The organism is uncultured Pseudophaeobacter sp., from assembly GCA_905479575.1.
Lineage (GTDB): Bacteria > Pseudomonadota > Alphaproteobacteria > Rhodobacterales > Rhodobacteraceae > Pseudophaeobacter.
Genome location: CAJQNB010000007.1, coordinates 68,459 through 94,201, shown reverse-complemented (window position 1 = coordinate 94,201; position 25,743 = coordinate 68,459). Strand labels below are relative to the sequence as shown.

General features: G+C 62.2%; 19 protein-coding genes and 1 riboswitch. Of the genes, 10 read left to right on the top strand and 9 right to left on the bottom strand.

Going from position 1 to position 25,743, the window contains the following annotated elements:
• Nucleotides 1–12: 12 nt before the first annotated feature.
• The 4 genes from gcvP to QZ268_RS02595 all read right to left on the bottom strand — a co-directional run bounded on the left by gcvP (nucleotide 13) and on the right by QZ268_RS02595 (nucleotide 6,736).
• Nucleotides 13–2,880, bottom strand: coding sequence for an aminomethyl-transferring glycine dehydrogenase (gcvP, locus tag QZ268_RS02610; protein WP_295447525.1), 2,868 nt, complete (start codon nucleotides 2,878–2,880; stop codon nucleotides 13–15).
• 176 nt (nucleotides 2,881–3,056) lie between these two features.
• Nucleotides 3,057–3,416: a glycine cleavage system protein GcvH gene (gene gcvH, locus QZ268_RS02605; protein WP_295447523.1), complete on the bottom strand. Its 360-nt coding sequence runs from the start codon at nucleotides 3,414–3,416 to the stop codon at nucleotides 3,057–3,059.
• 160 nt (nucleotides 3,417–3,576) lie between these two features.
• Nucleotides 3,577–3,659, bottom strand: a riboswitch (glycine riboswitch).
• Between the two features lie 210 nt (nucleotides 3,660–3,869).
• Nucleotides 3,870–5,339 carry a glutamine synthetase family protein gene (locus QZ268_RS02600; RefSeq protein ID WP_295447521.1) on the bottom strand — a complete coding sequence of 490 codons (1,470 nt, stop codon included), beginning with the start codon at nucleotides 5,337–5,339 and terminating at the stop codon, nucleotides 3,870–3,872.
• Between the two features lie 80 nt (nucleotides 5,340–5,419).
• On the bottom strand, nucleotides 5,420–6,736 hold the full coding sequence (locus QZ268_RS02595; RefSeq protein WP_295447519.1) for an aromatic ring-hydroxylating dioxygenase subunit alpha: 1,317 nt from the start codon (nucleotides 6,734–6,736) through the stop codon (nucleotides 5,420–5,422).
• Nucleotides 6,737–6,901: 165 nt separating this feature from the next.
• Between QZ268_RS02595 and QZ268_RS02590 the strand changes: the two genes are divergently transcribed.
• The 4 genes from QZ268_RS02590 (at nucleotide 6,902) to QZ268_RS02575 (ending at nucleotide 10,443) form a co-directional block, all read left to right on the top strand.
• The gene (locus tag QZ268_RS02590) at nucleotides 6,902–7,678 is read left to right on the top strand and encodes an IclR family transcriptional regulator C-terminal domain-containing protein (protein WP_295447518.1); all 777 of its coding nucleotides are present in this window, start codon (nucleotides 6,902–6,904) and stop codon (nucleotides 7,676–7,678) included.
• A 240-nt stretch (nucleotides 7,679–7,918) separates the two neighbouring features.
• On the top strand, nucleotides 7,919–8,743 hold the full coding sequence (locus tag QZ268_RS02585; protein WP_295447516.1) for a bifunctional allantoicase/(S)-ureidoglycine aminohydrolase: 825 nt from the start codon (nucleotides 7,919–7,921) through the stop codon (nucleotides 8,741–8,743).
• Between the two features lie 205 nt (nucleotides 8,744–8,948).
• Nucleotides 8,949–9,335 carry a hypothetical protein gene (locus tag QZ268_RS02580; protein WP_295447514.1) on the top strand — a complete coding sequence of 129 codons (387 nt, stop codon included), beginning with the start codon at nucleotides 8,949–8,951 and terminating at the stop codon, nucleotides 9,333–9,335.
• 121 nt (nucleotides 9,336–9,456) lie between these two features.
• Nucleotides 9,457–10,443, top strand: coding sequence for a glyceraldehyde 3-phosphate dehydrogenase NAD-binding domain-containing protein (locus QZ268_RS02575; RefSeq protein ID WP_295447512.1), 987 nt, complete (start codon nucleotides 9,457–9,459; stop codon nucleotides 10,441–10,443).
• A gap of 356 nt (nucleotides 10,444–10,799) precedes the next feature.
• Here the strand turns inward: QZ268_RS02575 and QZ268_RS02570 are convergent, their stop codons facing one another.
• The 3 genes from QZ268_RS02570 to puuE form a co-directional block, all read right to left on the bottom strand.
• The gene (locus tag QZ268_RS02570; RefSeq protein WP_295447510.1) at nucleotides 10,800–12,233 is read right to left on the bottom strand and encodes a nucleobase:cation symporter-2 family protein; all 1,434 of its coding nucleotides are present in this window, start codon (nucleotides 12,231–12,233) and stop codon (nucleotides 10,800–10,802) included.
• A gap of 68 nt (nucleotides 12,234–12,301) precedes the next feature.
• Nucleotides 12,302–12,799, bottom strand: a complete 498-nt coding sequence (locus QZ268_RS02565) for an ureidoglycolate lyase (RefSeq protein ID WP_295447508.1) — start codon at nucleotides 12,797–12,799, stop codon at nucleotides 12,302–12,304.
• Nucleotides 12,796–14,214 carry an allantoinase PuuE gene (puuE, locus tag QZ268_RS02560; RefSeq protein WP_295447506.1) on the bottom strand — a complete coding sequence of 473 codons (1,419 nt, stop codon included), beginning with the start codon at nucleotides 14,212–14,214 and terminating at the stop codon, nucleotides 12,796–12,798. Before puuE ends, QZ268_RS02565 begins: the two co-directional genes overlap by 4 nt.
• A 199-nt stretch (nucleotides 14,215–14,413) precedes the next feature.
• Between puuE and uraH the strand changes: the two genes are divergently transcribed.
• Entirely contained in the window at nucleotides 14,414–14,782 is a 369-nt protein-coding gene (gene uraH / locus QZ268_RS02555) for a hydroxyisourate hydrolase (RefSeq protein ID WP_295447504.1), read from the top strand.
• Nucleotides 14,783–15,091: 309 nt separating this feature from the next.
• On the opposite strand, the gene QZ268_RS02550 is transcribed toward uraH, so the two are convergent.
• Nucleotides 15,092–16,036, bottom strand: coding sequence for a LysR family transcriptional regulator (locus QZ268_RS02550; protein WP_295447502.1), 945 nt, complete (start codon nucleotides 16,034–16,036; stop codon nucleotides 15,092–15,094).
• A 192-nt stretch (nucleotides 16,037–16,228) separates the two neighbouring features.
• Here QZ268_RS02550 and QZ268_RS02545 point away from each other — a divergent pair, with 192 nt between their 5' ends.
• From QZ268_RS02545 to QZ268_RS02525, 5 genes are all read left to right on the top strand, one after another.
• On the top strand, nucleotides 16,229–17,461 hold the full coding sequence (locus tag QZ268_RS02545; protein ID WP_295447500.1) for a urate hydroxylase PuuD: 1,233 nt from the start codon (nucleotides 16,229–16,231) through the stop codon (nucleotides 17,459–17,461).
• A gap of 257 nt (nucleotides 17,462–17,718) precedes the next feature.
• The gene (locus tag QZ268_RS02540; protein ID WP_295447498.1) at nucleotides 17,719–19,542 is read left to right on the top strand and encodes a BamA/TamA family outer membrane protein; all 1,824 of its coding nucleotides are present in this window, start codon (nucleotides 17,719–17,721) and stop codon (nucleotides 19,540–19,542) included.
• Nucleotides 19,542–23,054, top strand: a complete 3,513-nt coding sequence (locus tag QZ268_RS02535) for a translocation/assembly module TamB domain-containing protein (protein WP_295447496.1) — start codon at nucleotides 19,542–19,544, stop codon at nucleotides 23,052–23,054. The genes QZ268_RS02540 and QZ268_RS02535 overlap by 1 nt, the downstream gene beginning before the upstream one ends.
• Before the next feature lie 148 nt (nucleotides 23,055–23,202).
• Entirely contained in the window at nucleotides 23,203–23,487 is a 285-nt protein-coding gene (locus QZ268_RS02530; RefSeq protein ID WP_295447494.1) for a hypothetical protein, read from the top strand.
• Nucleotides 23,487–24,458: a glycosyltransferase family A protein gene (locus QZ268_RS02525; RefSeq protein WP_295447492.1), complete on the top strand. Its 972-nt coding sequence runs from the start codon at nucleotides 23,487–23,489 to the stop codon at nucleotides 24,456–24,458. The genes QZ268_RS02530 and QZ268_RS02525 overlap by 1 nt, the downstream gene beginning before the upstream one ends.
• A 188-nt stretch (nucleotides 24,459–24,646) precedes the next feature.
• Here the strand turns inward: QZ268_RS02525 and QZ268_RS02520 are convergent, their stop codons facing one another.
• On the bottom strand, nucleotides 24,647–25,402 hold the full coding sequence (locus tag QZ268_RS02520) for a WecB/TagA/CpsF family glycosyltransferase (RefSeq protein WP_295447490.1): 756 nt from the start codon (nucleotides 25,400–25,402) through the stop codon (nucleotides 24,647–24,649).
• Between the last annotated feature and the right edge of the window lie 341 nt (nucleotides 25,403–25,743).

The window sequence follows — 25,743 nt, the reverse complement described above, 5'->3', positions numbered from 1 at the left end:
TGGCGGTTTGGCCTACTCCGCCGCCTCGGCGTAGTCTTCCAGCGGGGGACAGGTACAGATCAGGTTGCGGTCGCCGTAAGCATTGTCAACGCGGTTGACCGGCGGCCAGTATTTGTCGACCCGGAAGGCACCGGGGGGAAAACAACCCTGTTCGCGGCTATAGGGGCGATCCCAGTCCTTCACCAGATCCTCCATGGTGTGCGGCGCATGTTTCAGCGGGTTGTTCTGCGCATCGATTTTGCCGTCTTCGATGGCCTGCACTTCGGCCCGGACCGACAGCATGGCATCGACAAACCGATCCAGCTCCGCCTTGGTCTCTGACTCGGTGGGTTCCACCATCAGGGTGCCGGCCACAGGCCAGCTCATGGTGGGGGCATGAAAGCCGCTGTCCATCAGCCGTTTGGCCACATCATCCACCGTCACCCCCGCGCTCAGGTCAAAGGGGCGCGTATCCAGGATGCATTCATGGGCAACACGGCCAGTTGGCCCCTTGTACAGCACCCCATAGGCGCCCTCCAGCCGCTTGGCGATGTAGTTGGCGTTCAGAATGGCCACCTTGGTCGCCTGGGTCAGCCCAGCGCCGCCCATCATCAGGCAATAGGCCCATGAGATTGTCAGGATCGAGGCAGACCCGTAGGGCGCTGCTGAGACCGGCCCCGCATCTGCGCCGCCCCGTTCTGGGTGTCCCTGCTCCGGGTGTCCCGGCAGATGCGGGCTCAGATGGGATTTGACGCCAATTGGGCCCATGCCGGGACCACCGCCACCATGGGGAATGGCAAAGGTCTTGTGCAGGTTCAAATGGCTAACATCGCCGCCCAGGTCGCCGGGACGGCTGATCCCCACCATGGCATTCATATTGGCGCCATCAATATAGACCTGACCGCCGTGATCATGGGTGATCTGGCAGACCTCATGCACGGTTTCCTCAAACACCCCATGGGTCGAGGGGTAGGTGATCATGCAGCCCGCCAGATTATCGGAGTGCTTTTCCGCCTTGGCGCGGAAATCATCCAGATCAATATCGCCATTCTCCGCCGATTTCACCACCACGACCTTCCAGCCCACCATCTGCGCCGAAGCCGGGTTGGTGCCATGGGCCGACATCGGGATCAGACAGATATTGCGATGCCCCTGCCCCTGGGCGCGGTGATAGGCAGCAATGGTCAACAGACCCGCATATTCGCCCTGCGCGCCGGAATTGGGCTGCATCGAGATCGCATCATAGCCAGTGATCTGGCACAGCTTGTCCGACAGGTCCGTTACCATCTCAGCGTACCCTGCCTGCTGCGCGGCGGGGGCAAAGGGGTGGATATGGGCAAACTCGGGCCAGCTGAGCGGCATCATCTCGGCGGCGGCGTTCAGCTTCATGGTGCAGGACCCCAGCGGAATCATGGCGCGATCCAGCGCCAGATCACGATCCGCAAGACGGCGCATATAGCGCATCATCTCGGTCTCGGCCCGGTTCATGTGGAAAATCGGATGGGTGAGATAATCGGATTCGCGGTGCATATCCGCTGGTACACGGTATTCCGGCGCCAATTCGTCATCCGCACGGGTAATGCCAAAAGCGCGCCAGACCGCCTCGGTGGTGTCCCGCCGGGTGGTCTCATCCAGGGTGATGCCAACGCGGGTCTCACCGACGCGACGCAGGTTAATGCCCTCGTCGAGGGCCGATTTCATCACCGCCGCCTGCAGCGGCCCCACATCAACAGTGATGGTGTCAAAAAAGCCTTTGGGATCGACCTTAAAGCCCGCCTCTTCCAGCCCACGCGCCAAACGCACGGTCTTGCGGTGGATCCGCTGGGCAATCGCCTTGAGCCCTTTGGGACCGTGGAACACCGCATACATCGAGGCCATCACCGCCAACAGCGCCTGCGCGGTACAGACGTTGGAGGTGGCTTTTTCGCGGCGGATATGCTGCTCGCGGGTTTGCAGCGACAGCCGGTAGGCCTGGTTGCCCTGGGCATCGATCGACACGCCGACAATGCGCCCCGGCATCGCCCGTTTATAGGCGTCACGGGTGGCCATATAGGCGGCATGTGGCCCGCCTGCGCCCATTGGCACGCCAAAGCGCTGGGTCGAGCCAACAGCAATATCCACCCCCATGGCGCCCGGCTCTTTCAGCAGGGTCAGCGCCAGTGGGTCTGCCGCCACCACGCCAATCGCACGAGCGGCGTGCAGCGCCTCCATCTGCGGGGTAAAGTCACGCACATGGCCATAGGTGCCAGGATACTGGAACAGGGCGCCAAAGACCTGATCGGCCTGCATCTTGTCCGGGTTTGCGACAATCACTTCGATATCCAGTGGCTGTGCCCGGGTCTGCACCACGGCAATGGTCTGCGGGTGGCAGTCCCGATCAACAAAAAACGCCTTTGCCTTGGATTTGGCCAGCCGCTGCGCCATGGTCATCGCCTCGGCCGCCGCAGTGCCTTCATCCAGCAGTGACGCATTGGCGACTTCCAAACCGGTGAGGTCGGAAATCATCGTCTGAAAGTTCAGCAAGGCCTCAAGCCGGCCCTGGGAAATTTCGGGCTGATAGGGCGTATAGGCGGTGTACCAGGCGGGGTTTTCCAGAATATTGCGCTGGATCGCCGGGGGCGTCACCGTGCCATGGTAGCCCTGCCCGATCAGTGAGGTCAGCACCTGGTTTTTATCCGCCACTTCGCGCATGTGAAACAGCAGCTCGCGCTCGGACAGCGGGCGGCCAAACTCCAGTGCTGCAGCCTGCCGGATGGAGGCCGGAACCGTGTCGTCGATCAGCGCCTCCAGGCTCTCGGCACCGATGACGTCCAGCATGGCCTGCATCTCTTCGGGAGAGGGGCCAATGTGGCGACGGTTGGCAAAATCATAGGGAAGATAGTCGGTGGGAGTGAAAGGCATCACATAGGTCCTGTCTGTTCAGGGCGGGTCAAAGCGGTTCGGTGCAGGGCGCGACAGCAGATCGCGGACACAGGAAATGCCTTCGGGCAAACCCGTCTGCCTGATCAAAGCGATCAAGCCAATCTGCAGCTGCTAAGCAAAACCCGCCGAACCAGGGGTGCGACGGGCTGTAGATCTTATCCGATGAAAGTCTTGTAGGCGGCTTCTTCCATGTAGTCGTCCATCGGCGACAGGTCTTCGACCTTGAGCTTGAAGAACCAGGCATCGCCCTGTGGATCGTCATTCACCTTGCCGGGGGTCTCGGTCAGGGCCTGATTGACCTCGACAACTTCGCCGTCCAGTGGCGACAGGATGTCAGAGGCGGCCTTCACCGATTCAATCACCACGATTTCATCGTCTTTGGCAAATTCGTCGCCAACCTCGGGCAGTTCAATAAAGACCACATCCCCCAGCTGCTCGGCAGCATGGGCGGTGATGCCCACGGTCACAATATCGCCGTCCACGTCCAGCCATTCGTGTTCTTCGGTAAATTTCATCGCTCTCATCCCGTTATGCTTGCCCCGGAGCACCTTGCCCGGTGGTTTGATCTGGCCTTCCCACCCCCAACAGGGAGCCGGACATTCGGGCCGGCTTGATCAGTGGGATCTGGTCAAGTCTCTCCGGCATCCCCGCGCGCGCACCCGGCCCGCACAGTTCGATGCCCCCTCTGTCCGCTTGCCTGAGATCGTTATCCCTTCGGCGGCGCGGGCTCTCCCCGCGCTCTCTCCAGAGTCTTTCGTGTATAAGGTCCCTGCTGCCTGAGAGTTTCCGGGGCGGTTGCTCCTTCGGCACCGGGCTTACGCAGGGGCCTAAAAGCCCAACAGCGCCGCGACGGTTCTCCCATATACACAAGGCCACAAGTACCAGCGCGCCGGGGCGCGTTCAAGACGCAAATACGCCCCAGCTTGTCGCTTTTACTCATAACCATCTTGAGCGCCGCAAAAGGTGCTTCAGAACAGGTTGAAATACTCCGCCTGCTCCCACTCGCTGACGGTATTGAGGTAGCGTTCCCATTCAAACCGTTTCAACTGTGCCAGGTAGCTGACAAATTCGGGGCCCAATGTGTCGGCAAACAGATCGGAGCTGGCAAAGCTGTCCAGCGCCTGCCCCAGCGAGCGCGGCAGCCGCGCGGCGCCGGTATCATAGGGGGAGCTGGTCGGCGCCGGGGCCTGCAGGCCCGCCGCCATCCCGGCAGCGCCCGCCAGGATCTGTGCGGCAATGGCAAAATAGGGATTGGCCGAGCTGTCAGGGGCGCGGTTTTCTATCCTTGAGGCGGCGTCTCCCGGCTGCATCAGGGCGCGCAGCATGGCGCCGCGATTGTCCTGCCCCCACTGAATGCGATCCGGCGCCAGTTGATAGGGCTGGTAGCGTTTATAACTGTTCACCGTTGGCGCGATCATCAGGGAGGAGGCCGCCGCATGGGTCAACAAACCCGCAATCCAGCCCGAGGCCTGCGCAGTCAGACTGCCATCCGCACCCGGTTCAAACAGATTGCGCCCAGAGCTGCGCTCCAGCAGCGATTGATGCAGGTGCCAGCCATTGGCCATGGCGTTGTCCAGACGCGGCTTTGCCATAAAGCTGGCGTGCAACCCGGCGCGGGCACAAAGCTCTTTGACCATGGTGCGGAACATCACCATGGCATCGGCCTGCTCTAGCGCCGGCAGCGGCGCAAAGGTGAATTCAAACTGGCTCGGCCCCATCTCGATCTCGACCGAGCGCACCTGTAGCCCCAGCGCCTGCGCATTGCGACGGATGTCATCCAACACCGCCTCACAGTCGCTGTAGCGGCTTTCGGTCAGGAACTGATGGCCCTGGGTCAGATTGCGGGTGGCCACCGGTGCGCCCGGCATGGTGCTTTGGCTGTGATCCAGCGCCGCATCCAGCCGTTCAAAGATCTGAAACTCCACCTCCAGGCCAAAAATCGCCTCCAGCCCCTGGGCGTCCAGATCGGCAGTGGCCCGGCGCAGCACCTGGGCTGAGGAAAAGCTGATAGGGCTGCCATCGGTCTGCACCGGGTCGCACAGAATCCAGGCGGAATGCGGCGACCAGGGCAGCACTCGAAAGGTTTCCGGACGCGGCACCAACAGCACATCCCCGGCGCCGCGCATGGGCACAAAGGCGCCACCATCGCCCTGCTCGGCCTCCCAGACCGCAAAGGCAGTCCGGTGTGACGTATCCTTGAGCAGCAGGGTCGAGGGCATGTTCAGCCCAGAGCGAAACACCCCCTCAAAGGCCTCCGCAACCAGGGTCTTGCCGCGCAGGATACCGTGCTGATCGACAAACAGCACCCGCAGGGTTTCAATGTTCTGCGCCCGGGCCTTGGCCAGGACATCCTCTGCCAGCGCCAGCGCCTGTGGGGCAAGCAGCCCCATCCGTGCCAAGCGCCCCGTTGCAAGCCCTGTCGCCAGATCTTCAGCCATTGCACATTTCACCTTTTATTGCGGCACCAGCCCCTTGGCTGCCCCCGTGGTCCGTCTATCACCCTGCACTGATTGGTCGTCTAGACCTTGGCATCCCAGGAACAGGCGCCGCGACGCTGAAGATCAGCCTCCTGTGCGGCACGTTCCCAATCACCATCCTGCGCAATCGAGTCATTGGAAACTGGCCCGAAAACGGTGGCAAGGTCCAGCCCGCCATACATCGGCAGATCCTCATCGCGCCCCTCTTTTACCGCAGCAATTGCAGCGCGCAACTGGCGGCGGTAGCGGATGATGCCAACATCGGTCTTACCCAAGTGTTCCTGCGTGCGGTCCTGAATGGCGCCCATGCTTTCAACCGCCCATTGGTCATGCACATTGATATCCAGCCCCATGCCGGTATAGGTCTCGCGCTGCTGCTCCTCTGGATCAAAGCCGTAGTTGTTATGGCGACCTTTCAGGGGGGCATAATCCGGCAGGCGGTGTTCCTTGAGACGTTGTTCGCGCATCAGCGTCTTGTTCACCGGTTGGTCAAAACTGGTGAACATGGAATACCAATAACAGGATTTGTCGTCGATCGGCACATGCCACTGGGTAATGGTCATCTCGCGCGACATCGGGATGCAGATCGCCTCCGGGAAGATCTGGTTGGTGATGCGCACATGAGTGCGCCCATCGCCAAGATCGCGCAGGGCGGTGATTTTCAGCCCATGATCCGCCTCTTCGGCGGTGATTTCAGGGCGGGGGAAATCGCGCAGCAGCTTGGTCATCGGGATTTCCGTATTGCCAGCGGTGTCGCGGAACTGCTTGCCATAGGCCTCTGCCGGGTCTTCGTCCTGCAGGAACCGATGCAGGAATGACGCATGCGCCGGGTCAATCCCCACCTCCATCGCCTGCAGCCAGTTGCAGTCCCACAGCCCCTTGAAGGCAAAGACATGGCTGGAGGGCGCGCGGAAACAGTCCAGTGCGGGAAAGTCCGGCGGCGTGCCCGGCCCCATATAGGCCCAGATGATGCCGTTCTTTTCCATCACTGGGTAGGCGGTGCTTTGGATCTTCTCATGCATCCGGCTGCCCGCCGGTTCGCCGGGCTGTTCGACACATTGACCGGCCCGGTTGAAATGCCAGCCATGGAACGGGCAGCGCAACCCGTTGTCCTCCAGGCGGCCGAAACACATATCGGCGCCGCGATGTGGACAGTGGCGCCCGATCAGGCCCAGCTCGCCCTCACTGTCGCGAAACAGCACCAGGTCCTCCCCCAGCAGCCGCACCGGCACCACGGGGCGGACACCTTCCAGCTCATCCACCAAAGCCGCCGGTTGCCAGTAGCGCCGCAAAACCTCCCCGGCATCGCTGCCTTTGCCAACACGGGTGAGGCTATCGTTCAATTCCTGGCTGATCATGGCTGGCTCTATCCTTTGGCTCTGCACACTGTGAATGGCGCTTTCGCGCCCTTGACAAAGTTCGTTAAACGTACTTATGTTTTCACATACGACCAATTTTTGTTGTGTGTTCCGACCATTGTCAAGGTCACAGCCAATAATCATTTTTGACAAGCGACAGGTTACATGACCAAACCAGTACAAGACCGAAATATTTCTTCCAGTTTTTCCAAAGGCCTGGCCGTTCTGGCCGTGTTTGATGCGGCCACGCCCTGCATGACCCTGGCGGAGATCGCCCGGCGCACCAACCAGGATCGCGCCACAGCGCGGCGCGGCGCGCTGACGCTGGTACAGGCGGGGTATCTGCGCCAACAGGGCCGCATGCTGTCCCTCACCCCCAGGGTTCTGGCCCTGGCCGGCGGCTTTTTGCAGGCCAATCAGTTTGGTCGCCGAATTCAACCCACCCTGAACCAACACGCGCGCGATCTGAAAAGTGAACTCAGCCTGGCGATCCTGGATCAGGATCGGGTGCTGCTGCTGGCGCAATCCACCACCGAGAGCGGACCGGTCACCTTTGGCTTTACTGCGGGCGCGCATATCCCGCTGGTGCATACCAGCCTTGGCAGGATGCTGCTGGCCTGCCTGCCCCAGGACGAGGCCGCCGAGCTACTGCACCGCGTGAAGATCCCGCGTCACACAGAGCAATCGATTCTGGACCGGGAGGTGATTTTGCAACAGATCGCCGAGGCCCGCAGCTGCGGCTACTGCATCACCGACAGCGAGTTTGAACCCGGCATAGCTGGCTACGCGGTGGCGCTGTCACGGCCCGGCAATACACCGGTGGTGCTGGGCAGCTCGGCGGCCAGTGGTCTACACCCAAACCGCCGCAGCGACGCGCTGATACAGGGGCTGCAGATCTGCGCCGCTGAGCTGCGCCAAACCAATGCCGTGGACGATCTCTGATCCAGCCTGCCCCAGGGCCTGAACAGACCCTCGGCGTCTTTGGGTTTGTTGTTTTGCCATTTCCGGGCTTTTGTACCGGACGCTGTCCAAAACGGCCGCTGCACTGCCATTGCGATGGCCGTTTTCAAAAAATTACGAAGGTAGTTATCGCCCTTGTGTTGCTTGGACCGGCGCCCGGACACCCGCATATTGCCTGTGACCTGCCCCGATGGCAGCGACGGTATCGAGCAAGGACGCACCATGAGCCAAAGCAGCTATTTCACCCCCAAAGGCGGCCTCCCCGGCCAGCAGCAGCTGCTCACCGGGCGAGCGGTTTTCACCGATGCCTATGCGGTACTCCCGCGCGGCACCATGCGCGATATCACCACCTCTTTCCTGCCCGGCTGGACTGGCATGCGCATGTGGGTCATCGCCCGTCCCATGACCGGTTTTTCCGAGACCTTCTCGCAATATATTGTGGAACTTCAGCCGGGGGGTGGTTCTGACTGCCCTGAAACTGATGCCTCAGCCCAGAGCGGTCTGTTTGTCACCGATGGCGCACTGCAGCTGACCATAGACGGCGCAGAACATAGTCTCACCGCGGGCAGCTTTGCCTATCTGCCCGCTGGCAGCGCCTGGCAGTTGCACAACAGCAGCGAAGCCAGTGCCAGTTTCCACTGGATCCGCAAGCGCTGGCAATCCGCCCCCGGTCTCGACAAACCCCAGGCTTTTGTCTGCAACGAGCAGGACATCGCCCCCAATGCGATGCCCGACACCGAGGATCGCTGGGCCACCACCCGGTTTATGGATCCCGAGGACATGTCCCACGACATGCATGTGACAATTGTCACCTTTCAGCCCGGCGGCGTCATCCCCTTTGAGGAAACCCATGTGATGGAGCACGGGCTTTATGTGCTGGAGGGCAAGGCGGTTTACCTGCTGAACAAAGACTGGGTCGAGGTCGAAGCCGGGGACTTCATGTGGCTGCGTGCCTTCTGCCCACAGGCTTGCTATGCCGCCGGACCGGGGCCTTTCCGCTACTTGCTGTATAAAGATGTCAACCGCCACATGCCCCTGAGCCTGTAGGCAGGACCCGTAGCCTGCCCCTGCAGGCTGCACCTGTCCCCCAATGGCCAGCCCCCACAGCCTGTGCGGCCGGACTGGTGACAACCCCTGGTGCGGTCATAGCCCCTGCCGGGTTCTTTGTGCCGCTGGCAGAGATCACCATTGCAAAGCGCCGATGCAACGCTAGGCTGGCGGCAAATATCTTTGACCGCCGGAGCTGTTCCTGATGATCCCCCGCCCCCTGCTCTATCCCCGACCCCGTCCACTGCCGCGCGCGCGGACCGCTGCCCAAGCCCTGACGCTTGGTCTGTGCCTGACGCTTGCCACCTGCCTGATGCCGACCGGGTCCGGGGCCAAGGAGGCATCAGCGGAGAAACACGTCACCGTTCTGGGACGCAACTGGGTTGTCGCTCCCGCGGAACAGGCGCCGGGGCTGTATCGCGCGGTTCGGCTCAACACCGAGCTACAGCCCAATCGCCCGCCTGCGGTGCTCAGCGCCCGCCAGGCAGTGCGGGCCTTTCGCAAAGCGACCGGCTGCAGCGCCAATCTCGACTCGCTGTATCGCAACATCACAGGGGCCTATTTTGCCACCCTGATCTGTCCCCGTAAGTAACATCACCCATGTAGCCACCAGACGCCGGTTTGATCTTGATCGGCCAAGGTAAATCCCCTGAACAGATCCCGGTGCACTGCCCCCATCCCCGGGGGAGCCGGAACGCTAAAGAGTTGCGCTTATGAAAATTGCCATCAATGGGTTTGGCCGCATCGGTCGCGCCATTTTGCGCCAGATCCTCACCACGACGCGCGGCGAGGCCGTCGAGATCGCCCTGATCAATGACATTGCCCCCTTGGATATCTGCGCCTATCTGTTTCAATACGACAGCACCTTTGGGCCCTTCCCCCATGCGGTGACCCATGGGGGCGGCACGCTGAGCGTGCTGGAGCAGAAAATCCCGTTTCGCCATGAGGCCGACCTCACCCGGGTCGATCTGTCCGGGGTGGATGTGGTGCTGGACTGCACCGGCATTGCCCGCAGCTCGGATGTTGCGCAGCGTGGCCTGGCGGCGGGGGCCACGAAGGTCTTGATCTCAGGTCCCTCGCCCGCCGCAGAGCAAACGGTGGTCTATGGCGCCAATGAGGACCAGTTGGGAGCAGCGCGGATTGTCTCCAACGCCTCCTGCACCACCAATGGGCTGGCCCCGCTGGTCAAATTGGTGGATGAGATCGGCGGCATTGCCAGCGCCCATATGACCACCATCCATTGCTACACCAACTCGCAGCCCATGGTTGATGCGCCACGGGGCGATTTTGCCCGCTCGCGGGCGGGCGCCCTGTCGATGGTGCCAACGACCTCCTCGGCCACCCATCTGATTGACGAGGTGCTGCCGCATCTCAAAGGCCGGATCAGCGGCGCCGCCGTGCGGGTGCCCACTGCCAGCGTCTCGGCGGTGGATCTGGTGGCGCAGTTGCACAGCCCGGTTGAGGAGCACCGTTTCATCGCAGCCCTGCAGGCCGGTTGCGCGGCATCCGAAGTGCTGGGCTGGACCGACATGCCACTGGTGTCGTCAGATTTGCGAGCGCGGCCAGAATCCCTGGTGCTTGCAGCGCCGGAAATCCGACGGGTTGGCGACCAGCAAGTCAGGGTCTTTGGCTGGTATGATAATGAGTGGGGCTTTTCGGCGCGAATGCTGGATGTCGCCCGCCTGATGGCCCGCCCCTAAGAAGCCAAAGCCCGGCTCTCCCGCCCGTCGCTGCCGCAGCACAGCTGCAGCGCTCCCGTTGGGCCCAGCGCCGCGCTTTGCGCGGCGCGGCCACGCCCTATGGAAAAGGCAGTTTCTTGCCGCATCCTGGGTCAAGGGCAGCCTTGGCTGCCGCGCGCAAGCGCGGTTCACCCTTGAGGCAGGATGCGGCGCCACAGGCTTGAAAGGGTTCTGAAGGGGCAAACCCGCCCCTTCAGAACCTCTCAGAAAAAGAAAAGCGCCGCGCGTCAGCGCGGCGCTGGGCCCAACTAAACTGGTCCAATCTTTGATTGGTTCAGTTTGGACGGGAGCTCCCCCTTTTTTGACTTCTAAAAACCCTACTCTCCAGGCAGGCTGCCATCACCATGCCCTGCCATGCCGCCAGAGACTTCTTCGGTGGCTTCATCCGCCAGTTCTGCAGGCAGGACCAGGTTCAAGACGATTGCAATCAATGCAGCCGGTAGCAAGCCACTGGTCATCAGCACCTTCAGCGTACCCGGCAGATATTGCACCGCCCCCGGCTCCAACTGCAGCCCCAGACCAACCGACAAAGATATGGCAAAGATCACCATATTGCGCCGGTTCCAGTTCACATCGGACAGCATCGAAATCCCGGCGGCCACAACCATGCCAAACATCACGATGACACCGCCTCCAAGCACCTCAATCGGAATAGTGCGAATGATCGCTCCGACCTTGGGCACCAGACCACACAGGATCAGGAACAGCGCCCCGATGGTGACCACATGGCGGCTCATCACGCCGGTCATGGCGATCAGTCCGACGTTCTGGCTGAACGAGGTATTTGGCAGGCCGCCAAAGATCCCGGCCACTGCCGAGCCAACACCATCGGCAAAGGTAGCCCCGGTGATTTCCTCTTCCGTGGCCTCCCTCTTGGCGCCACCACGGGTGATCCCGCTGACATCACCAACGGTCTCTACTGCTGACACAAAGGCCATCAGACAAAAGCCCAGAATGGCTGCAAAGGAGAACTCAAACCCGTATTTGAACGGCACTGGAAGGGCAAAACTTGCCGCCCGCGACCAGCTGCTGCCAATCGCCTCGACCGTCACCATGCCCATCATCAGCGCGTAGATATAGCCGACAATCAGACCCAACAGCACCGCCGAAACCGACAGCATGCCGCGGGCAAAAAACTTAAGCCCCAGGGTGGCAAAGATCACCACCAAGGCCGCCGACCAATTCAACAAGGAGCCATATTCAGGCGTGCCAATCGCAGGCACCCCGCCGGCCGCATATTGAATACCAACCTTGACCAGTGCCAGACCGATCATGGTCACCACCAGCCCTGTCACCAGCGGCGGCAGCGCAAAGCGGATCTTGCCGATCACCAGCCCCAGCAGACCATGGAAGATACCGCCAATCAGTACCCCACCATACAAGGCCGCCAGGCCATCCACGCCCTTGCCCGCCACCAGCGGGATCATGATCGGCAAAAAGGCAAACGATGTCCCCTGCACAATCGGCAGCGCCGCCCCCACAGGTCCCAGGGTCACAGTCTGCAACAGGGTCGCCACCCCGGCAAAGAGCATCGACATCTGGATCAGATACAGCATATCCGGAAAGCCCAACGCGCCGGCGTCAGACCCAAAGCCAAAGCCCGCAGCCCCCGCCACAATGATCGCCGGGGTGACATTGGAGACAAACATTGCCAGCACATGCTGGATGCCCAGCGGCACCGCGCGCGCCAGCGGTGGAGTGTAATTCGGATCCCGCAGTTGCGCAGGTGTTCCTAAAGCGCCATCAGCCATTTTCATATTCCCTCGTTCTGTTGGTTTTCAAGATCGCCACCTTCTTTGGGTGGTCCCTCTCGTCGTTGTCAGCTTCGCTCCACCACAAAAGGCGTCTCGAACCAGTGTTCCTGCAGGTTGGCGCCAGCACCAATGCGATCCACAACCGCAAACAGCCCCGGCGCATGCAAAGGTGTCAGAACCCCATGCCAGGTGCCGCAGTGAAAATTCACCGCCTGTCCCGGCTGGGTCTCAAAGGCCAGCGGTGTGCCGGGCGCACCGCCCGCATCCCGGGCCACGATCACCAAAAACCCGTGTTCACTCATCGGGATAAAGGCCTGACTTCCCTGCGGGTGGCGCTCCATCATCGTCAGCGCCAGCGGCAGGGTGCGGGGTTCCGCATTGAACAGGCTCAGCCCCGCCCGACCGTCACAGAAATCCATCTGCGCCAGATCATGGTAGCGACCGCAAAGCCCCTGATTAATGATCTTGTCCGGCGCGCCAGTGACCTGCAGCAGATCGCCAAAGGGGGCAAACCCCGCAGCGCTTATCGGCTGAATGGCGATCTTGTTCTCCGGCGCGCTCATGCTGGCACCAGATCGCGCAGGCGGAACTCGGCAATGCGCTCCACCTGTTTGCAGGCCTCGGCAAATTCCACGGCGCGGCTGTTGTCGATACGCCGTTCAAAGGCCGCCAGGATCGAGGCCTTGTCGTAGTCCCGCACTGCAATGATGAAGGGAAAGCCGTGTTTGTCCACATAGGCGCTGTTGAGCGCACTAAACCGCTGCCGCTCTGCATCTGTCAGCGCATCCAGCCCGGCGCTGGCCTGCTCCGTGGTGCTCTCTGCGGTCAGTCGTTTGGCCGCCGCCAGTTTTCCCGCCAGATCCGGGTGCGCGGTCAAAACGCCCAGGCGTTCGTCCTCGCTGGCAGAGCGGAACATCCGGCACAGGGCATTATGCACCCCCCCTGCGGTGTCATGCGCCGGGCCCAGCTCCAGCCCATGGGCGCGCTCGGCAATCCAGGGGGAATGCTCAAAGATACCGCCAAAGACCTCGACAAACCGCGCAAGATCCATCTGGCTGGCACGCTCCCGGCGTTGATGCGGATGGGTCTTGGCCCAATGGTCGGCAATCTCGATACGGCGCGGACACCAGACATGATCAAAGCCCTGAATATACTCAAGAAACTTCTTCAACCCTGCCGCTTTTCCAGGACGACCAATCAGCCGACAGTGCAACCCGACGCTCATCATCTTGGGCGCGCCATTTGCCCCCTCGGCATAGAGCAGGTCAAAGGCGTCCTTCAGATACTGAAAGAACTGTTCGCCAGTAATATAACCCGGTGCGGTGGCAAAGCGCATATCATTGGCTTCCAGCGTGTAGGGGATCACCAGCTGGTCGCGCGCACCGACCTCCAGCCAATAGGGTAGATCGTCATCATAGGTGTCCGAGACATAGTCAAAGCCACCCTCTTCTGCCACCAGCCGCACCGTATTGGCGCTGCAGCGGCCAGTGTACCAGCCACGCGGCCGCTCCCCGACCACTTCGGTATGCAGCCGCACCGCCTCGGCAATGGCCGCGCGCTCGTCTTCCGGGGCCATATCTTTGTGCTCGACCCATTTCAGGCCATGGCTGGCGATCTCCCAGCCGGCAGATTTCATCGCCGCCACCTGATCGGGAGAGCGCGCCAGCGCCGTCGCCACGCCATAAATTGTCAGCGGAATCCCGACAGCGGTGAACATGTCATGCAGCCGCCAAAACCCAGCCCGCGCGCCATATTCATATATCGATTCCATATTCCAGTGCCGTTGCCCCGGCCAGGGCGCAGCCCCGGCAATATCGGACAAAAAGGCCTCGGACGCGGGGTCGTCATGCAGGGTGCAATTCTCGCCACCCTCTTCGTAGTTCAGCACAAATTGTACCGCCACACGCGCCGCTCCCGGCCAGGCTGCGTTTGGAGCCTGCGCCCCGTAGCCAATCATATTGCGCGGATATCTGTTCATGCGCTGCGTCTCTTTCTTAACCTCTGTCCACCGCTCTGCCGTCAAAAACGGCAAAACCGGCCTATTCTCTCTTGCTATTGTAAAAGGCGCGGCTTCTTTTTCAAATATTCCCGAATACACTGTCAAAGCAGCGGTGTTTGCAGCAAAATCCATAGTCATGCAGGAAAATGCAGCACACATCTCACGGAGCGCCTCTGAAATGACCGGATATCTGACCACCCATGTTCTGGACACCGCCCAGGGCAGCCCTGCCGCCGATCTGCCCATCACTCTCTACCGGATCGACGGCGACAGCCGCCACCAGCTGGCCCAGATGAATACCAATGCCGATGGGCGCACCGACAGCCCCATCCTGCCCCAGGACCAGTTCACCCCCGGCACCTACGAGCTGGTGTTTGACGCCGGCGCCTATCTGCGCGCCAGCGGCCAGGCCGGTGATCAGGCCAGCGCCGAACCCCTGTTCCTGGACCAAGTGCCCATTCGCTTTGGCATCAGTGATGCAGAGGCCCATTATCACGTGCCCCTGCTGCTCTCACCCTTTGGCTATTCCACCTATCGCGGCAGCTGACCGGCGCACTTTGCCCCGACCCTCTGTTTTGACCGGGTCAAGGGCGGCGCAGCCGCCGGGCTCTGCCCGGCTTGCCCTTGAGGCGGGCAGAACAGGTTTAAACTCGACAGGGCGTCTTCAGAGGCAGACTGCCTCCTGAAGCGCTTCTCAGCAGTTTTTCTTTCTGCGCCGCGACAGCGGCGCCGGGCCCAAGACCGGGACGGGCCCGGCAGGGCATGTCACCGGAGGCGGGAGCCCCCCCCTTAACAAAGCTGAGTGGGAGCCCTCTTTTACTTCACAGGCGAGAGCTTCCCTTTTGGCCTCGCGACATTAGTTTTCGCCTGGCGCGCAAACGGCAACAGATGCCTCGGCGGCGCGCACCGAGGCGCCCATGCGTTGGGTCATAAAATCCATAAACAACCGCGTCTTTGGGTCCTGGTGACGACGGTGGGTATAAAGACAGGCCATCTGCACCGGCACCGGCGGGCTCTGCTTCGCCACCGCCACCAGCGCCCCCGAGATCAAATGCTCCGCCACCTCAAACACCGGCTTGAGGGCAATGCCTTCCCCGGCCAGGGCCCAGTCTATCAGCACATCACCATCGTCACATTCATAGCGCCCGGAAACCGCAAAGCGTTTCGGCCCGTCTTCACTTTGCAACATCCACTGAAACTCGCTGGCGCCAGGATAGCGCAGGTTCAAACAATTATGCGCCCCGCCAACCAGATCCTCCCCCCGCTCTGGTGTGCCGTGGCGGGCAAGATAATCCGGCGCCGCGCAGAGCACCCGCTGGCAGTCAGCAATCTTGCGAATGCGCAGATTGCTGTCCTCCGGTTGCCCCAGGAAAAACGCCAGATCCAGCCCTTCGGTGGTCAGATCCACCGTCCGGTCTGACAGCCGCAGGCGCATGTTGATCTCTGGGTATTCTGCCAGAAAGGCTGGCACCTCCGGCGCCACCAGCCGCCGGCCCGCCCCCAAGGGAGCCGCCACAAAAAGGGTGCCGCGCGGCGTATCCGTCAGATGCATCACCTGGGCCTCGGCCTGATCCACTGCCTCCAGCACCGAAACCGCGCCGGAATAAAACGCCTGGCCCTGTTCAGTTGCGGTCAGATTGCGGGTGGTGCGCTGGAACAGGCGCACCCCCAGGTAATCCTCCAGCTGCGAAATCCGCGCCGAAGTCACCGCCGGAGAAACCCGCAGATCCCGCCCCGCCGCCGACATCGAGCCCAGCTCATAGACACGCACAAAGGTTCGGATATTGTCGAGATAAGACATGGCGCCTCCGGTTGCCTCACGGCATTCTTCTTGTTTTTTTGATACAGCTTGGAAGTTTACTGGAATACCGAATAAAGATGCGCTTGCCTAGGGTGGCCACGGGGGAAACCATAGGGAAATCTATGGAACCCCCTGAACAAATCTCAACGCTGCACAAAGACGACACCACACAGACCATATGAGGGCACGGGCATGTATGAAATTCTGATGATGTGGGATTGGCTGGGCTTTGCCATTCGCTGGCTGCATGTAATCACCGCAATGGCCTGGATTGGCTCTTCTTTCTATTTCATCGCCCTGGATCTGGGCCTGCGCAAGGCGCCCAATCTGCCGGTTGGCGCCCATGGCGAGGAATGGCAGGTGCATGGCGGCGGATTTTACCACATCCGCAAATTTCTGGTGGCCCCGGCTGAGATGCCGGAGCATCTGATCTGGTTCAAATGGGAAAGCTACACCACCTGGCTGTCGGGCTTTGCCTTGTTGATGGTGGTCTATTGGGTGGGCGGCGAGCTCTATCTGATTGATCAGGCCAAGGCCGAGCTGACCCTGTGGCAGGGCATTGCCATCTCGGCGGCATCGCTGTCGATTGGCTGGCTGATCTATGATCGCCTGTGCAAGTCCGGCCTGTCCGAGCGCCCCACCCTGTTGATGGTACTGCTGTTTGGCCTGCTGGTGGTGATGGGCTATGGGCTCAATCAGGTCTTTACCGGCCGGGCCATGATGCTGCATCTCGGGGCCTTTACCGCCACCATCATGACCGCCAATGTGTTCTTCATCATCATGCCAAACCAGCGCATTGTGGTGGCAGACCTGCAGGCAGGGCGCACCCCGGACGCCAAATATGGCAAGATCGCCAAGCTGCGCTCGACCCATAACAACTATCTCACCCTGCCGGTGATTTTCCTGATGCTGTCGAACCACTACCCGCTGGCCTTTGCCTCTGAGTACAACTGGCTGATCGCAGCCTTGGTGTTCCTGATGGGGGTGACCATCCGGCATTATTTCAACACCAAACATGCAGGCACAGGCAATCCCACCTGGACCTGGCTGGCCACAGCGTTGCTGTTCCTGGGGGTGATTATCCTGTCCACTCTGGGTCTGGAACAGGAGGGCGAGGCCGATGGGGACAGCGCCGCACTGACCGGCACCGCGCTGATCATGGCACAGGCCGATGGCTTTGAAGAGGTCCATGAGATCGTCCTGGGCCGGTGCAGCATGTGCCACGCCCGCGAGCCCTTCTGGGATGGCATTCGCACCGCCCCCAAGGCGGTTTTGCTGGAAACCGAAGCCGATCTGGCCCGCCAGGCCAAGGCGGTGTTTCTGCATGCCGGCATGACCGATGCCATGCCCCCGGCCAATGTCACCTTTATGGAGCCAGAGGATCGCGCCGCCATTCGCCGCTGGTTCAAGAACGCCCGCATGTAGCAACGCCCCCATGTAGCGCGGCTTTCACCTGCCTGCAGCCTGGCTTTCAGATGAGCTTGCACTGCGCGCCACAGGTCAACTTGCGCGGCTTCCTGCCCGCGATGCCAAACTCTGCTCAAATCCCTCTTGGGACTACTTTACCTCACGCTGCTCTGTGCTAGGGTCACCAAGACATCCTGAGTGGCGGCCCTGCCTGTTGCCACGTACCCGGGATCGTTCTGTCTGCGCCCAATTCCTGCACGCTGCCCGGAGTGCCCATGTTTTTCAAATTGCCCCTGCGCTCTGCCCCGCAAAGGGTCCTGCGCGCAGCCGCTTTGGGCCTGTGTTTGACCGCCCCCTTTGTGCCCACTGCGGGCATCAGTGCCGAGGCGCAGCTCACGGCGCCCGGCGCCTCAGAGGCGCTGACCCAGCGGTTGCAAGGGGCCTCCAGCGTTCTGGGAGCCGATCCGCAGATTGATGCGCAGGAACTGCTGGCCGCCGCCCTGTCGGACTATCGCACTTTGGTGCAGGTGCTGTATGACGCCGGGCATTTTGCGCCGCAGGTCACCATCCGTCTCGACGGGCAAGAGGCCGCCCGCATTGAGCCACTGAACGCGCCGCGCCAGATCAATCAGGTGCGCATTACCGTGATCCCCGGCCCCAGCTTTCGCTTTTCCCGCGCCGAAATCACCCCCTGGCCCAGCAACAGCGATGTGCAGCGCCCCGCCGGTTTTGCCGTCGGTCAACCCGCTACCACCGGGGTGCTGCGCGATGCCGGTGCCGCCGGGCTGTTGGCCTGGCGCAGGGCTGGCCACCCAAAGGCCCGTCTGGCACATCAGGCGATCACCGCCAACCATCGCGCCAATACGCTGGACGCCCGCCTGACCATGGCCCCTGGGGCAAAATTGCGGTTTGGCACGCTGCGTCTGGCCACCCCCAGCGCCGTGCGCACCGAGGCAGTCCAGCGCATCGCGGGCCTGCCAACCGGCGCGGTCTACCACCCGGATCTTGTGGCCAAATCCGCCACCCGCCTGCGCCGTACCGGTGCCTTTTCCTCGGTCACCCTGCGCCCCAAAGACCAGCCTAACCCGGACGGAACGCTTGATTATATCGCCACGGTCGAGGACATGCCGCCGCGGCGGCTGACCTTTGGGGCCCAGCTCAGCTCCTCTGACGGGATCGAGATCACCACCAGCTGGATGCACCGCAATCTGTTTGGCGGCGCGGAAAAACTGCGCTTTGAGACCCGGCTCAGCGGGCTGGGGGGCAGCAATGACATTGACGGACGCATTGCCCTGCGACTGGACCAACCGGCTACGCTGGGGCCGGATGACAATCTGTTTTACCTCATTGAGGCCGAACGGCTGGACGAAGAACATTATACCGCCACCCAAGCCCGGGGCGGTATTGGTCTGCGCCGGGTCTATTCCGATCAGCTGTTTGCCGAAGCGGGCTTTGGCTTTAACACCATCCTGGCCGAGGATGCCTTTGGCAAACGGCGCTTTAAATATGTCGCCGGTTTTTTGCGGGCGGAATATGACCGGCGCAACAGCCGGGTAGATGCCACCAGCGGCTATTTCATCAATGCCCGCCTCACCCCTTTTCTGGGTATAGACGGCACCGACGATGGCCTGCAGGTCAAGCTCGATGGGCGGATCTACCACGGGCTGGGCGGCAGTGATCGTCTGGTTCTTGCCGGGCGCGCCCAGCTGGGATCGGTGATTGGCCCCTCGCTGGGCAATACCTCCCCGACATTGCTGTTTTTCTCCGGCGGTGCCGGCTCTGTGCGCGGCCATGAATACCAGTCTCTGGGCGTGCCTGTGGGCGCCAATTCCGCCGGGGGCCGTGGCTATCTGGCGCTTTCGGGCGAATTGCGCGGCAAGATCACCGACAAGCTCTCGCTGGTTGGCTTTTTTGACATTGGCTATGTGGACAGCGATGCCTTTGTCTCCAGCACCTCGCAAAGCCATTCCGGCGCCGGGTTTGGCCTGCGCTATGATGTGGCCGGGATCGGGCCGCTGCGGGTGGATTTTGCCTATCCGGTGGATGGCGGCACCGAGGATGGATTGCAGTTCTACATCGGTATAGGGCAGGCTTTTTGATGCGCGTTTCGGTTCTGTTTCCCGCCGCTCTGCTGGCCAGCTCAGCGCTGCCGCTCGCCCTGGCCTTGCCTCTGGCTGCGCAGGACACCACGCCCGAAACCCCGCCTGCGCCTGAGCCCAGCTATCTCGAAAGCTTCCTCGAAGAAAACCTGTCCGCAGACAACCAATACATCACCGTAACCGGGCTGAACGGCGCCTTTTCCTCGCAGGCGGTGATCGACGAAATCACCGTCGCCGATACCGAGGGCCTCTGGCTGCGGCTGCGCGGCGCCGAGCTGGACTGGAACCGCCTGGCCCTGCTGCGTGGCAATTTGTCGATCAATCACCTGAAGGCCGCCGAAATTGCCGTGCTGCGGCAACCAAAGCCGCTGCCGCCGGATCCCAGCCTGCCCAGCCCCGAGGCCACGCCCTTTCAATTGCCGGACCTGCCGGTCGCGATTGAGCTGGGAGAGATCAGCGTCGCCCGCATCCTGCTGGATGAGACCCTGTTTGGCTTTGCTGCCAGCCTCAACCTGCAGGGCGGGCTGAAACTGGCCGAGGGCAGTCTGACAACCCAGCTCGAGGTGAATCGGCTCGACAAACCCGGCGACCGGCTGAGCCTTGAGGCCGGATATGCCAAGGACAGCCGCCAGATCACCCTTGATCTGGCGCTCCAAGAAGCCTCGGGCGGCTTGATCTCTACCGCCTTGGCGCTGCCTGCGGCCCCCAGCCTGCAGCTCGATATAAAAGGCAGCGGCCCGGTCGAAGATTTCACCGCCCAGATTGCCCTGTCCTCCAACGGCAGCAACAGACTGGCAGGCCAGATTGAACTGACGGCTCTGGCCGCGCCACCCGAAGCCGGGACAGGTGCCACCGGAACTCCCGACGATGGCGCCACCACCGCAGCGGCTGGCATTGGCTTCACCGCCGATCTTGGCGGCGATATCGATGCCTTGCTGCTGCCGGACTATCGCCCCTTCTTTGGTCCGGACCTGAAACTGGCTCTGCGGGGCAGCAGCACCTCCACAGCCGGGCTGGTGCTGGACAGTTTTGCCCTGCGCAGCCAGGCCCTGCGGCTCAGCGGGGCACTGGCCATGACCCCCGCGGGACAGCTGGACACCGCTAATATCCGCGCTGCAATCACCCCGCCCCCAGGGCAGGCTGCGGTGCTCCTGCCCTTGCCCGGCGCCGATACCACCCTGGCTGGCACAGAAATTCTGGCGCAAAAAACCAGCGACGGCCCCTGGTCCCTGAGCGCCGAGTTGACCCAGCTCAGCCATCCTGAGGCGCTGATCGAAACCGCGCTGATTACGGCTCAGGGACGGCTGTCACTGGATGACAGCGGCGCGCAGCAGCTCGACGGGGATGTCACCGCAGAGTTGCAGGGGCTGAAACTGCGCGATCCAGCCCTGGCCACCGCAGTGGGGCGCGAGGTTTCTCTGTCCAGCCATCTGACCACCCAGGGCGCGGCGGCATTTTCGCTGCATGAGCTGCTGCTGCAGGGGCAGGACTATCAGGCCAGCGGAGACCTGGGCTTTGCGGGGCTAGAAAGCGGCCTGCAGGTCACTGGTGATCTGCGCCTCGGTGCCGGCAATCTGCTGCGGTTTTCTGCTCTGGCCGGCCAGCCCCTGTCGGGCGCCGTGCAAGGCCAGATCCAAGGCGCGCTCACGCCGCTTTCCGGCGCCTTTGAGGCCGATATGGCGCTACAGGGCCAGGGCGTTTCTGCCGGGATTGACGTTCTTGATCAGCTGACAGAGGGCACTCTGGCGCTGACCTTCAAGGGCGGGCGCGATGCCGCCGGGCTGGAGATCAAACAGTTCACACTGCTGAGCGGACAAATCTCAGCCGAGGCCAGCGGCACCCTGGACAGTCGCGCCGGCAGCCTGCATCTGCAAGCGGGCCTCAAGGATCTCAATCCACTGGTGCCGCAGGTCTCTGGGGCGCTGACCCTAGAGGGCGACCTGACCCGAAGCGGCGACAGCCTGTCGGGGCAGCTCCAGCTCAAGGGGCCACATGCCTCCTTTGCGCAGCTCCAGGGCCGTGCCCAGCTGGACGGCGCGGCAGATGTCACCTTTGAGGCCTCACTGGAAGAAATGCAGCGCTTTGTTCCCGAACTGCCGGGCAGGCTCAGCGCGACAGGAGAGGCGCGACGTCGTGATGGCCGCTGGCAGATCACCAGTGACGCCAAGGCGCCTTCGGGGGCTGAGGCGCGCCTTGCCGGCAGCTTTGACGAAAGCAGCGGGCTGGCCGACATCACCGCCAAGGGTCAGGCCCGGCTGGAAGGCGCCAACCCCTTTATCACCCCCAATCTGCTGAGCGGCACCGCCGCCTTTGATCTGGCACTAAAAGGCGCGCCTACGCTCGCGGCCCTGAGCGGCAGCATCACCACCCGTGGCGCCGCACTGGCGCTGCCTGCTGCGGCCCAGCGGCTCGACGATATCAACGCAACGGTCACGCTGCAGAACGCTGGCGCGCAGTTGCAGGTTTCGGCACGCCCCCGGGATGGCGGCAGCCTGCGCCTGACCGGCCCCATAGCTCTGACACCCCCGTTTGATGCTGCGCTCAAGATTGGCATATCGGATGTCACGCTGACCGATCATCTAAGCTATGAAACCCTGCTGAACGGCGCCCTGTCTTTTGCCGGTCCGCTGGCGGGCAACAGCCGTTTGAGCGGTCGGATTGATATTGGCGAAAGCAATATCAACCTCAACACCGCCGGGGGGGCAATCTCGGCGGCGCCCATCCCGCCAATCCGTCACATCGGCGAATCGCGCCCGGTTCGGCAGACCCGCGCCCGCGCTGATCTGATCCAAACCACCGCAAGCACCGGATCCAGCAGCAACATCGCCCTGGATCTGTTGATTGACGCGCCAAACCGCATCTTTGCCCGGGGCCGTGGGCTCAATGCCGAACTGGGCGGCCGCATCCAGCTGCGCGGCAGCACCGCCGCCCTGGCCCCTGCCGGGCAGATCAGCCTGAAACGTGGCACCTTTGACATCCTTGGGCGGCGTCTGGAACTGGACGAAGGCCGCATTACCCTGCTGGGGGATCTGAAACCACATCTGGAGTTCCGCTCCTCTGCCAGCACCGCCACTGGCAGTGCAACGCTGGAAATCGAAGGCCCCCTGGATGCGCCGCAAATCAAGGTCACCTCCGATCCACCGCGCCCCAGCGAAGAGGCCCTGGCGCTGCTGTTGTTTGGCGACAACATTGATGATCTGTCCCCCCTGGCGCTGGCGCGCCTGGCCAAATCTGCGCTGGATCTCAGCGGACGTGGACTGGGCAACCAAAGCCGCCTGCGGGACGCAACCGGCGCTGACAACGTCGAGGTCGGGCTCGACAATATTGGCTCGGGACTGTTGGGGCTGGGCGGCTATATCGGCGAGAAAGCCTATACCGATTTCAACGTCAACACCGAGGGCGACAGCGAGCTGAGCATCAACATCGACCTCACAGATTCCGTCACCGTGACCGGCTCTGTCGACAGCGAAGGCGAAAGCGGTTTTGGCCTGTTCTTCAAGCGGGATTACTGATTTTCTGGCCCCCGCATACCCCACGCCATCAGCGCTCCGCCCAGGCGGCGCAATTTCGACACATGTCTTCGTTAGGTCTGCACCTGCTTTTCCAAACCGGAGCAGCCGCTTAACCTGGCCCTAAAGCCCCGACAGCTGGACAGATTGCATGAGTGAACACCCGCCGCAGCCCGCCTTCGCTGCCCGTATCACAAAACGCCTCAACTCTGCGCTGCATCGCGCCCGGTTTTTGGCCTCTCAGCGCCATGTGCATGGGCCAAAACAGCGGATCGCCGCCGCCCATGAGATGGTTCTGGTCGCGCTGGTGCGCGATGGCGTCACTCCCGCCCCTCATCCCCATGCCTCAACCGGGCTACGGCTGGCGCCCCCCGCCTATAGCGCCTATGTAGCCACGCACTCAGGCAGGTCTCACAATGACAGAGGGGCCGCATAATGACGGTGTCCGCCCCGAACAGCGCGCCTCTCATCAGCGCCGTGGTGATAGGCCGCAACGAAGGCGCGCGTCTGCTCGCCTGCCTTGCCTCGCTGCAACCGCAGATACACCGGCTGATCTACGTCGACAGCGGCTCTAGCGATAGTTCGATCAAAGCGGCGCAGGCGCTGGGGGTCGAGGTGGTGGCGCTGGATATGTCGCTGCCCTTCACTGCCGCCCGTGCCCGCAATGCGGGGCTGGACAGGTTGCAGGGCGAACAGGGGTTTGTGCAGCTGGTTGATGGCGATTGCGAGGTGGACGCCAACTGGATCCCCCAGGCCGCGGCGTTTTTGCAGCAGCACCCAGAGGTGGCCGTGGTCTGTGGCCGCCGCCGCGAGCGCTTTGCAGAGGCGTCGATCTACAACCAACTGTGCGATGCGGAATGGAACACGCCCATAGGTGAGGCCAAGGCCTGCGGCGGCGATGCGCTGATGCGGCTGAAGGCCCTGCGCGCAGTGGGCGGATATCGCGCCGATCTGATCGCAGGGGAAGAGCCCGAAATGTGCCTGCGCCTGCGCCGCGAGGGCTGGAAGATCTGGCGCATTGATGCGGAAATGACCCTGCATGATGCGCAGATGACCCGGTTTGGCCAATGGTGGAAGCGCAGCCGCCGGGCCGGCTATGCCTTTGCCCAGGGGGCCGCGTTGCATGGGGCCTCACCGGAGCGACACTGGGTCACCGAAACCCGCCGCGCCCTGCTCTGGGGTGGGGGGCTGCCGCTGGCTCTTCTCTTGGGCACTGTGGCGATCTCCCCTTGGGCCCTCGTGGCTGCAGGACTATATCCGCTGCAGCTGCTGCGTCTGAGCCCGCGCATGGGACTGCGGCCTGCCTGGTTTTCGCTGCTGGGGAAATTTGCCGAATGCGCTGGCGTGGCAGAATACTCCTGGGACCGCGTGCGGGGAAAAAACCGCAAAATATTGGAGTATAAATAGGCTCGCACCGCCCTTCCCCTTGCCGCATTTGCCACTGAACACAGAGCACAAAACAATGCGCTGCAGCGCTGGCGCGTCAGAGCCAGCGCCGGGCCCAAGGCTGCCAAGAGGGGGCAAAGCCCCATCTGCAGGCGCGGCCCCCCCCTTGCCGGGTCCCAGCCCGGTTCTGTTTATGCGAATAGAGGAGACTACAGTTTGGGCCGGTTGCGCAGGGCCTGCCAGATCTGACCGGGCAGAATGGCAAAACACTTGGCATAGCGTGGCACCATCCGGCCTGGGCTGCTCAAGGCGCGCCACAGCCATTCCATGGCAATCTTGCGCACCCAAAGCGGCGCCCGTGTCTGATGACCACCCAGAAAATCCAGCCCCGCCCCAATCGAGGCAAAGCCAACCAGCGGCGCCGCGCTGCGGCCGCGATGGGCCAGGCGTTCCTGCTTGGGCGCGCCCAGGGCCAGAAAACACAGGCGAATGCCCTTGCTGTTCAGGTTTTCGAGTATTTTACCGGCTTCATCGCTCTGTGGGTCAAAAACCCCCGAGGGCGCATGGCACCAGGCCAGATCCAGCCCCGGCACCTCTGCCTCCAGATGTGCCTTGGCATCGCGCAGTGCCACCTCGGTACTGCCAACCAAGGCCACCGGCACCCCGGCTGCAGCGGCCAGACGGCAAAGCGGCAGAACCAGATCAGACCCCGGCATCAGTTCAACCGGGCGTTTGGCCAACTGCGAAAGCCAGACAATGGGCCGCCCGTCTGCCACCACCAAATCCTGTCCGGCGTAGGCCTGCAGAAACTCTGGCGAGTCAGCCAGTTTAACCAGATGATCCAGGTTCACGGTTGCCAGGGCAAAGCCTTCGCCCGCCGAAAAGCGCCGCAAAACTTCGCTCTCCAAGGCGGCCCGGGTGGGCAAATTCACTGTGATACGCTGGCCTTGAAACTCAAAAAACACCAATTCACTCCCACGCTGACCCCAAAACCGAGATCCGCCAATTTCCAAGCAGCGCTGCGCAAATACCCCGCAAAAGACCGTGGCTCAAGCCACTCTAACATAACCGGCTGAATATAGCCGTTTGCGCCCCTCATTTATCCCTTTGACTATAATATGCGCGGAATTTCCCGCGACACCGCGCCAAGGCCGTTGTAATCTGGTGGGGTATGACTTGCGGCAAAGCGGCGCAAAAAGAGCGCAGTCTTGCTCACCGGTCCAGCTCACTCGTCCAGGTCATCAGGTCAGGTCATCAGGTCAGGCCCCTAAATGGGTAACAATTCTGACCACACTCTCGTCACGCC

What these genes read in the sequence shown, in the direction of transcription:
- QZ268_RS02550 (WP_295447502.1), bottom strand. Translation starts at nt 16,036, where the DNA reads ATGTCTTATCTCGACAATATCCGAACCTTTGTGCGTGTCTATGAGCTG.
- uraH (WP_295447504.1), top strand. Translation starts at nt 14,414, where the DNA reads ATGACCGGATATCTGACCACCCATGTTCTGGACACCGCCCAGGGCAGC.
- QZ268_RS02600 (WP_295447521.1), bottom strand. Translation starts at nt 5,339, where the DNA reads ATGGCTGAAGATCTGGCGACAGGGCTTGCAACGGGGCGCTTGGCACGG.
- puuE (WP_295447506.1), bottom strand. Translation starts at nt 14,214, where the DNA reads ATGAACAGATATCCGCGCAATATGATTGGCTACGGGGCGCAGGCTCCA.
- QZ268_RS02575 (WP_295447512.1), top strand. Translation starts at nt 9,457, where the DNA reads ATGAAAATTGCCATCAATGGGTTTGGCCGCATCGGTCGCGCCATTTTG.
- QZ268_RS02585 (WP_295447516.1), top strand. Translation starts at nt 7,919, where the DNA reads ATGAGCCAAAGCAGCTATTTCACCCCCAAAGGCGGCCTCCCCGGCCAG.
- QZ268_RS02590 (WP_295447518.1), top strand. Translation starts at nt 6,902, where the DNA reads ATGACCAAACCAGTACAAGACCGAAATATTTCTTCCAGTTTTTCCAAA.
- QZ268_RS02565 (WP_295447508.1), bottom strand. Translation starts at nt 12,799, where the DNA reads ATGAGCGCGCCGGAGAACAAGATCGCCATTCAGCCGATAAGCGCTGCG.
- QZ268_RS02530 (WP_295447494.1), top strand. Translation starts at nt 23,203, where the DNA reads ATGAGTGAACACCCGCCGCAGCCCGCCTTCGCTGCCCGTATCACAAAA.
- QZ268_RS02545 (WP_295447500.1), top strand. Translation starts at nt 16,229, where the DNA reads ATGTATGAAATTCTGATGATGTGGGATTGGCTGGGCTTTGCCATTCGC.
- QZ268_RS02580 (WP_295447514.1), top strand. Translation starts at nt 8,949, where the DNA reads ATGATCCCCCGCCCCCTGCTCTATCCCCGACCCCGTCCACTGCCGCGC.
- QZ268_RS02540 (WP_295447498.1), top strand. Translation starts at nt 17,719, where the DNA reads ATGTTTTTCAAATTGCCCCTGCGCTCTGCCCCGCAAAGGGTCCTGCGC.
- QZ268_RS02570 (WP_295447510.1), bottom strand. Translation starts at nt 12,233, where the DNA reads ATGGCTGATGGCGCTTTAGGAACACCTGCGCAACTGCGGGATCCGAAT.
- QZ268_RS02535 (WP_295447496.1), top strand. Translation starts at nt 19,542, where the DNA reads ATGCGCGTTTCGGTTCTGTTTCCCGCCGCTCTGCTGGCCAGCTCAGCG.
- QZ268_RS02525 (WP_295447492.1), top strand. Translation starts at nt 23,487, where the DNA reads ATGACGGTGTCCGCCCCGAACAGCGCGCCTCTCATCAGCGCCGTGGTG.
- QZ268_RS02595 (WP_295447519.1), bottom strand. Translation starts at nt 6,736, where the DNA reads ATGATCAGCCAGGAATTGAACGATAGCCTCACCCGTGTTGGCAAAGGC.
- gcvP (WP_295447525.1), bottom strand. Translation starts at nt 2,880, where the DNA reads ATGCCTTTCACTCCCACCGACTATCTTCCCTATGATTTTGCCAACCGT.
- gcvH (WP_295447523.1), bottom strand. Translation starts at nt 3,416, where the DNA reads ATGAAATTTACCGAAGAACACGAATGGCTGGACGTGGACGGCGATATT.